Raw genomic sequence first — 3,474 nt, forward strand, 5'->3', positions numbered from 1 at the left:
AGACAGAGCGCCCGGGTTCGCCAGCTTCTGGAGCTGGTCGGGCTGAGCGACTGCGCCGACCGCTGGCCTCATCAGCTCTCCGGCGGCCAGCAGCAGCGCGTCGCCCTGGCCCGGGCGCTGGCCTACGACCCGCCGGTGCTGCTGATGGACGAGCCGCTGTCGGCCCTGGACAAGAGACTGCGCGAGGAGATCCAGCTCGAGTTGCGCCGCATCCACCAGGAAACCGGCGTCACCATCCTCTATGTCACACACGACCAGGAGGAGGCGCTGCGCCTGTCCGACCGTATCGCCGTGTTCAGCCACGGCCGCATCGAGCAGATCGGCACCGGCGAGGAACTCTATGAGAACCCCGCCACGCACTTCGTGGCCGGTTTCGTCGGCAACTCCAACTTCTTGCCGGTGCGGGTGGAAACCACGGTCGGTGCCACGGCCAGGGTGGTGTTCCCCGACGGCAACGCACTGGCCGCCGCTCGGCTGCGCGCGCCGCTGCGCCCGGGCGATGGCGGCATGCTCATGGTGCGGCCGGAGCGCATGCGCATCCGCGCCGCGAGGCCGCACGAGGCAGGTAACGGTCTCGGCGTCACCGTCCGCGACATGACCTATCTGGGCGACAGTCTGCACTTCACCGCGGTGACGGCCTGGCATCAGGAACTCGCAGTGCGCATGCCGATGACGCTGAAGGGGGAGCACGGGCTCTGCGTCGGCGCCGCCGCCCGAATCGAATGGGACGCCGCGCAGAGCCACGTCTTCGCCCAGCATTGATGTAGGATCGCGGCTAATCTTCGCACCATGCAGAATGTTTCAGGTTCCGCACGAGAAAAGCGTATGTTGCCGCAGGATCGTTCACTGAAGATCGACCGCAGCGTGAAGACGCTGCGCGAGTTGACCCTGGAGAAGATGCGGGATGCCATCTTCCGGCTCTATTTCAAGCCCGGCGAACGGCTGGTGGAGCGCACCCTGTGCGATCAACTCGGGGTCAGCCGTTCCGTGGTGCGCGAGGTGCTGCGCCATCTGGAGGCGGAGGGTCTGGTGGAGACGGTCCCGCACCAGGGGCCGATCGTGGCCCGGCTGGACGCCGACAAGACCGCGCAGATCTACGAGTTGCGGGCGCTGCTGGAGAGCCATGCGGCGCGCGCCTGCGCCGAGCGCGCCGACGACGCCACCGTGGCCCGGCTCGGCGCGGCGGTGGAGAGGATGGCGCAAGCCTTCGCGGCGGGCGATTCTACCGGCATCCGCGAGGCCACCACCACGTTCTACGAAGAGCTGTTCGCCGGCAGCGGCAAAGCGGTGGCGTGGGACATCGTGCAGTCGCTCAATGCGCGCATCAACCACCTGCGTGCCATGACCATCAGCACGCCGGGGCGCTACCAGGCCTCGTTCGCCGAGATCATGGAGATCTACGAAGCGGTGAAGCGCCGCGATCCGGACGCCGCGTACGCGGCCAGTGCCCGCCACGTGCAGAATGCTGCGGCCATCGCCATGCGGCTGCTAGCCGAGATCGACCCGGCCCGCGAGGCATAGTCAAGACAAGCCCCCAAGCCCCTCGCTACCGACTCCCATACGGCTGGACGGGATGGGGCCGCTCAGAGCGGCGCCAGATCCTGCACCACGCCCAGCAACCATTCGCGGAAGTGCCGGAAAGCCAGGGAGTCCTGCGCTTCCTCGCGGTACAGCAGATACCAGCGCTGCGCCTCGTCGAGGCCGGGCCCGAACGGTGCCACCAGCCGCCTCGCCGCCAGGTCGTCCTGCACGTAGGGCTCGCGCGCCAGCGCCACCCCCAGCCCGTCCAGGGCCGCCAGCAGGGCATAGGCGGTGAAATCGAACACCAGCGTCTGGGTGGTGGGCGGCGTCAACCCCTGGGCAGCGAACCAGCGCGGCCAGTCATCCGGCGCCTGACTGACCCGTAGCAGAGTCTCCCCGGCCAGATCGGCGGGGCGGCGCAGGCGGGCGGCGATCTCGGGGCGGCATACCGGCAGCAGGCGGGCGTGGAACAGCGCATCGCCGCGCAAGCCGGGCGGCACCGCCGGCAGCAGGCGGATGGCGGCATTCCAGTCGGGACGCAGTTCCGGCGTCTCGCTGGGCAGGGCGGTGGTGAGGCGCACGTCAATGTCTGGGTGCAGCGCGTGGAAGCGCGCCAGTCGCGGGATCAGCCAGCGCATGGCAAAGCTCGGTCCGGCGGCCAGGGTCAGCACCCGCGTATCCTGCTGCCGGCGCAGTTCCGCCACCCCCTGGCTGAGGCGGGCGAAGCCGGCGCTGAGATGGGGCAGCAGGCGGGTGCCGGCGGCGGTGAGGGTGAGGGCATTGGCGTGGCGCTCGAACAGCCGCACCTGGAGCTGGTCTTCGACCAGCTTGACTAGACGGCTGACCGCGGTCTGGGTGACGCACAGCTCAACGGCGGCGGCGGTGAAGCTGCCCAGGCGGGCGGCGGCCTCGACCGCGCGCAGACCTTTCAGGGAAGGTAGGGCGGACATCGCAGAACCCCAATAAAAACTCGGTCTAAGCCTGCCATAAGCTCGTTTGTGACGGAAGCCATAATCGGGGATGCTGTCGCCATACCCCAAGCTTTCCAGAGAGTCTACGGATGTCCGGCCTGATCCTGATCCTGCCCGCCACCGCCCTGGCGGTGCTGATCACCGCCTTCCTCTCCGGCATCTTCGGCATGCTCGGCGGCGTCGTCCTGCTCGGTCTGCTGCTGGCCGTGCTTCCGGTGCCGGCGGCGATGAGCCTGCACGCGGTCACGCAGATGGCCTCGACCGGCTGGCGTGCCTGGCTGTGGCGGCGTTACGTGCGCTGGCAGGTGCTGCCGGGTTATGCCGCCGGCTCACTGGCGAGCTTCGCCCTGTTCACGGCGCTCGGCCTGGTGCTGGGCAAGGCCTGGGTCTATCTGGGGCTCGGGCTGACGCCGTTTCTGGCCGCTGCCCTGCCGGTGCGCTGGGCGCCGGATATCACCCGCCGCGGCATGCCGCTGCTGTGCGGAGCGCTGGTGACCGGGCTGCAGTTGCTGGCCGGAGTGGCCGGGACGCTGCTCGATGTGTTCTTCCTGCGCAGCAATCTGGACCGGCGCACGGTGGTGGCCACCAAAGCGCTTACCCAGGTGCTGGGCCATGGTCTCAAGCTGGCCTATTTCGCGCCGCTGGCCATGACCGAGGGCGAGGGGGTCGCGGGCGCGCTGTACGCCGTGGCCATCGTCTGCGCCCTGGCCGGCAACAGCCTCGGGCAGCGGCTGCTGGAGCGCATGAGCGATCGGCAGTTCCGGCGCTGGAGCCAGGGCTTCACCCTGGCCCTGGGCGCGTTCTATCTTGTGCAGGGAGTGCAGGCCATGCTGGCGGAACCATGAGCAGACCGTACAAACGTCCCGAATCCGTGCTGGTGGTGGTCTATACCCGGGCCGGCGAGGTGTTGCTGCTGCGCCGTGTGGGGCCGAACGGCTTCTGGCAGTCGGTGACCGGCAGCCTGCGCTGGGACGAGGACGAC

General features: G+C 69.1%; 4 protein-coding genes. 3 read left to right on the forward strand and 1 reads right to left on the reverse strand.

Going from position 1 to position 3,474, the window contains the following annotated elements:
* On the forward strand, window positions 1-762 hold a 762-nt coding region (locus tag VNJ47_04060; protein ID HXG28008.1), incomplete at its 5' end, for an ABC transporter ATP-binding protein.
* 63 nt (window positions 763-825) lie between these two features.
* On the forward strand, window positions 826-1,521 hold the full coding sequence (locus VNJ47_04065; GenBank protein HXG28009.1) for a GntR family transcriptional regulator: 696 nt from the start codon (window positions 826-828) through the stop codon (window positions 1,519-1,521).
* Between the two features lie 62 nt (window positions 1,522-1,583).
* On the opposite strand, the gene VNJ47_04070 is transcribed toward VNJ47_04065, so the two are convergent.
* Complete coding sequence (locus VNJ47_04070; protein ID HXG28010.1) at window positions 1,584-2,471, reverse strand: LysR substrate-binding domain-containing protein; 888 nt, start codon at window positions 2,469-2,471, stop codon at window positions 1,584-1,586.
* Between the two features lie 110 nt (window positions 2,472-2,581).
* Here VNJ47_04070 and VNJ47_04075 point away from each other — a divergent pair, with 110 nt between their 5' ends.
* Window positions 2,582-3,337 carry a TSUP family transporter gene (locus VNJ47_04075; protein ID HXG28011.1) on the forward strand — a complete coding sequence of 252 codons (756 nt, stop codon included), beginning with the start codon at window positions 2,582-2,584 and terminating at the stop codon, window positions 3,335-3,337.
* The last annotated feature ends 137 nt before the right edge of the window (window positions 3,338-3,474 follow it).

It is taken from the genome of Nevskiales bacterium, assembly GCA_035574475.1.
Taxonomy (GTDB): Bacteria; Pseudomonadota; Gammaproteobacteria; order Nevskiales; family DATLYR01; genus DATLYR01.

Excerpts from the sequence above, each read along its gene's own strand:
- VNJ47_04065 (HXG28009.1), top strand. The coding sequence starts at position 826 with ATGTTGCCGCAGGATCGTTCACTGAAGATCGACCGCAGCGTGAAGACG.
- VNJ47_04070 (HXG28010.1), bottom strand. The coding sequence starts at position 2,471 with ATGTCCGCCCTACCTTCCCTGAAAGGTCTGCGCGCGGTCGAGGCCGCC.
- VNJ47_04075 (HXG28011.1), top strand. The coding sequence starts at position 2,582 with ATGTCCGGCCTGATCCTGATCCTGCCCGCCACCGCCCTGGCGGTGCTG.